A 4601-nucleotide genomic window follows, 5' to 3' on the forward strand; every position below is an offset into this window, starting at 1 on the left:
CATCATCGCCACTCTTAGTGGTTCATCAATAAAGGAAGTATCTATGTCTAATAAAATGACTGGTTTAGTAAAATGGTTTAACGCAGATAAAGGTTTTGGCTTTATCACTCCGAACGACGGCAGCAAGGATGTATTCGTACATTTCTCTGCTATCCAGAGTGACAACTACAAAACGCTTGATGAAGGTCAGCAGGTCTCCTTCACTATTGAAAAGGGCGCTAAAGGCCCTGCAGCTGGAAACGTCACAGCGCTGTAAGCGTCGCTAATTATTAGCGACACTTACAATAGCGATGAAGGCAATAGTCTGAGCAGCTAAGCTCTGCTGATAATAAAATGAACCCGCCTTGTGCGCTGAGGGATCCCCACAAATTAGCACTAATAAATCAAAACCATATTTTGGTAGATTTTGGCGAGGTATTTGAGTGTTTTATTAAGAACGATTTCAAATAATATTAGTGGGGAATGTCGTAATACATTCTCCGCTAATGTAAGATGAGAGATAACTCGCCTTGATTTAATACTATTTGCCTGATAATTAAGGTGTATTCCTTTATTTTCGGCATAAAAACCAATCAGCCAAAGTACAATCGAACTCAGTGTAGCAAGTAGGCTCAATACAGATAAGCGACCAGCACCGTGACTATAACTCGCTCTAAGGCCAAATCCAAAACGTTCACTCTTTTCATCTCTAAAATTTTGCTCTATTTGCATTCTTCGGCTGTAAAGTTTCATAACCTGACGAGGTTTAAAATCATTCATGCTAGTAAAAATAAGCCAAGGCTCCATCGCTGCCGAGCGCCCATCTTTGACTTGAGATTTTCGTACCATTCGATATCGTGTTTTTTTGAATTTTCTACCTTTATTCGGTCTTTTATGAAGATAAAAATAACCATCGCAACGTGCATATTCTGCTTTTGATAATGTGCCAAACCCCAAAAATTGTGGGGTTGTGGTCGCTTTTAAAGCTTGCCGTTTAAACCAAAATTCACCATATTTCTCAAGTCTTAGTTGAGTATTTCCTCGAATGCGTCCAACAAAATCCCAACCGAGCATTTTTATATGCTTAAACCAAGCATTTTGAAAGCCTGCATCCGTAACAATAAGTACTCTGGCTTTAGGGTTAACAGCGCTTGCTAACGTGTCAAGAAATGCGTTTTGTATCTTTACATTTTGTTGTTCAGATGAGGGAACTATTTGACTTAACAAAGGAATTGAGCGCCCATCACAAATTAAACTCGCGCGGATCACGTGATGTTCTTGTGAGGGATATCCACTCCAATCAACAGCAATGACACACAATGAGAGTGATTCAGTCAGCATGGCAATAATATTACGAAAGATATCAGGAATATCCCTATGGAGAGCTTCATTACCGAGTAGACGGTCAACACGTTTAATTTTATGTTTGACGTGAGCGCTTCCTGGTAAAAAACGCCCAATGCTGGTTAGCGTAAGAGAAGCACCACGAATCAAAGCAATAGTGGCATCGATTAATGCATTTTGACGGTATCTATGAAACGGCGCTAAAGCATCTTTGAAGAAGTTATGACATATTTTACGTGCGGGCATAGCAGTGACCTTATTGACTTGGTGAAACAATCAGTAGATCACACTATGCCAGTAAGTGTCTATTTTTTTGGGAGCTTCTCAATATTTAGGAGATTTATTATTATTATCAGCTAAATGTGACAACAGAAAGCAAATAATGGGCATTACTAATCGGATTGAATTAGCCGTATAAGATTACCATCTATATCAATAAGATAACTAATTAAAACTGATGAATTTAAATCTTCTTTAGGTGCTGTAATTCTTGGGTGCCCAGAATCTGATAAGGGGACACCTATTGATAGTGTGTGATTAAAGAAAGTGGGTACATCGCTGAGCCGAATGCAGCAGCTGAACCAGTTATCTTCAAGTGTTAGCGTTTGATGAGGAAAGAACTCTAATACAATGTCATGCATCTCAAGTATCATCCAGTTTTCACTATTATATGTTCTATTAAATCCTAATTGTTTATAAAATTCATAGGTTTTATTTAGGTTTCTGGATGGTAAGTTAGGGGTTGAGTAACCAATCATTTTCTAATCTTTTCGTTGTGAGCGGTTTATGACTTTATTAATGACGAAGCTTATAGTCAATTACAAATAACCTTATTCTCATTTACGTCACTCAAACGCTTCTGAGATAACTTAACTGCTTCGATTAGATAGCTTTAAAGAGTTATCACAAACTTTCGAGCAGGTATAGCAACGATCTGGTTGAACTATAAAGAATTTACACACTGCTATACTTGTCAATTTTCTGGGGATTCCTCAGCGCCTTGTGCGGGTTTTTTATTACATTAATTTCGCATGATAAATGTCCTCTTTTATTGCTGTCGACTTGGACGCGGGACATTTCAGAGTTAATAGTTGAATCACTACTGGTAACGTAGACACTTTGGACTTACACCATGTCCGCTTTACGCGCATAGCTGACGGTCAGGTAGGGTAGCGATTAATCTAGATAATTATCTTTTATCAGGGAAAATAGTGTTATTCCTCCTCACCTTTCTGGTAATACACCTGTTTGATGTAGCGCCCGCGTCCATCACCATGCCCCAAATCCATTGATGCCAATGCCAGCGCTTCCCGCTCACTGAAACTCTGTGCTTTGTAATATTCACCGGATTGCTGAGCAAAATGATAACGCATACTGTGCGGGGCATTCTTACCCGCCAGTCCAGAGCTTCTGACAATATATCGGTAGCGGTCTATGGCCTGCGTGATCGTCGGTTTATCAATCAGTTTTCCACCCCGCTCTGCCTGCTCTCGCTCGGCATAAGCAATGGCATGTTGCAGCGCTGCCCGATCCAATATGGTCGTCTGCCTCGGCCGTCCGCCTTTGGTGCCAAATATCACCCGCACAGAGGTTTGCCCATTTTCCAGTGCTTTTTTCCAGGTGGCTAGCGATTTATAGGCTTCCACCGCTTCTTTGGTGCGCAACCCCAGAACATACGCCAGTTGCATCACCGCCGCCACACTCCGATCTTTTTGCTCGACCTGCTGAAATATTTCACGGAACGCAGCCGGTGCCAACGCCGTTTTAGTTCCTTTTCGGTTTATTGCAACAATACCGAGTGCCCGGTTGCTCAAACGGGCATTATTGGGATCAGCCAGCTTATGCTTTCCGGCCTGCGCTAAAATGCTTCTCAGCACGGACATTTCATTTTGCAGAGTCCGGTGGCTGATCTGGTTGGCCTTTCGCTCTGCAATATAGCGTTCAATATATTTGACCTTAAGGCTGTCCATCTGCCGGAGCTTAATGCCTTTATCCTTGAGAAAGTTAAGAAACTGCCGGGCAATCCGTTCACGATCGGCCACCGTGGCAAAGCTCCCACCCGCTTGTCGGGCATGGGTAATAAATGCTTTCCTGAACAACTCAATTTTTGAACGTGCCGATTTCTGCGCCATTCCCGCCTCTCCTGTCATTTTTTCTCTGTTTTTATTCATTTTTTAAACAAATCTCTGCGTGCCGGTTCAGGTTCACCGTTCCGTGATGCGTCAGATAATGTGTAGCAGAGTGAGGTTGTGTTGAGTTATTGCAGGAGCTCGCGACGTGCTGAGCACAGCGATGGATGGCTCCCCGTTCATTGCCTGATCAGCTCAGGATGAACGCCTCATTATCTTGACGTATGTCGTCTCTCCTTTTTTTACTGCATCAGCCTGTTTTAAGGCGGTGGGTTGAAAACCAGATCTGGAATTCGTTCGTCAATCAAACAAAATGTCTGTTAATGGTCTGTTTTGCATGGTTTCACTGAGTAATTCAGGGTTCAAATCGGTCGTAAAGGCAGACCGAATGCGCTCTGAACTCTGACGCCCGGCGACGTCACTTGGTCATCGCTGCGCTTCAACACAAGTGACGCCGCACAATCTTCGGGACGTTGATCGTGATGAATTGAAAATGTGAATAAATGTCGTACCGATGAAAACAGTATTGTTTAACGTAAGACAGAGCCTGTTTTGCTCTGTTGTGTGAGTAGCCGGTGGTGAATCACACCGGGAGACTTTCATCATCAGACGGAGGGTTAGGTGTCCAATGATACCTGCTTCCAAAAGTGCGCAGATGTACCGCAATGCTTGCACTCCCTTTCAGGCTACGGGAGTTTTGTTTCGCCGCTTAACGCTGATCCTTGCAGACGACAGATCATGAGTAACAGTTAAATACCTTATCGGTTGGACTGAGCAAGGTCAAACTTTTGTTCGATATTAAGGTGAGAAAGACCGTACCATTCTTTTTCTTGATGAACATAATTTCTCGTCTATTCATCCCCTTGATTAGGCTCTGTGAGATATCCCGAGTGATGGCTCCACGACAAACCCGATAATCAGTTAGCGATCCTCTTAAAGAGAGATTTAACTCAAGCATAAGAAAATAATCATCATAATCGTGACAATACTCTCAAAATCAAACTGTTGTAATAGTCATGTCGAGTGCTTTAAATTATTAATAGACTATCTTTACGGGTATTACTCACACTTGAAATTAAATACTCAAAAAGGTAACCGCGCCGTACTACATATTTATCTAAATCCACACTTAACGCGATGCTCGACTTT

General features: G+C 42.2%; 3 protein-coding genes. 1 reads left to right on the forward strand and 2 read right to left on the reverse strand.

The features are described from left to right. The first annotated feature begins 43 nt into the window (after positions 1 to 43). On the forward strand, positions 44 to 256 hold the full coding sequence (gene cspA, locus ABLA85_RS16365; protein ID WP_367965433.1) for an RNA chaperone/antiterminator CspA: 213 nt from the start codon (positions 44 to 46) through the stop codon (positions 254 to 256). Positions 257 to 375: 119 nt separating this feature from the next. On the opposite strand, the gene ABLA85_RS16370 is transcribed toward cspA, so the two are convergent. Together ABLA85_RS16370 and ABLA85_RS16375 are read right to left on the reverse strand one after the other, a co-directional pair. Then, on the reverse strand, positions 376 to 1569 hold the full coding sequence (locus tag ABLA85_RS16370; RefSeq protein WP_367965431.1) for an IS4 family transposase: 1194 nt from the start codon (positions 1567 to 1569) through the stop codon (positions 376 to 378). Between the two features lie 968 nt (positions 1570 to 2537). Further along, complete coding sequence (locus ABLA85_RS16375) at positions 2538 to 3455, reverse strand: integrase domain-containing protein (RefSeq protein ID WP_367965432.1); 918 nt, start codon at positions 3453 to 3455, stop codon at positions 2538 to 2540. Positions 3456 to 4601 lie beyond the last annotated feature (1146 nt).

It is taken from the genome of Xenorhabdus sp. SGI246 (assembly GCF_040838225.1).
GTDB classification, from domain to species: domain Bacteria; phylum Pseudomonadota; class Gammaproteobacteria; order Enterobacterales; family Enterobacteriaceae; genus Xenorhabdus; species Xenorhabdus indica.

Coding starts and splice junctions, on each gene's coding strand:
- cspA (WP_367965433.1), top strand. CDS start 44: ATGTCTAATAAAATGACTGGTTTAGTAAAATGGTTTAACGCAGATAAA.
- ABLA85_RS16370 (WP_367965431.1), bottom strand. CDS start 1,569: ATGCCCGCACGTAAAATATGTCATAACTTCTTCAAAGATGCTTTAGCG.
- ABLA85_RS16375 (WP_367965432.1), bottom strand. CDS start 3,455: ATGGCGCAGAAATCGGCACGTTCAAAAATTGAGTTGTTCAGGAAAGCA.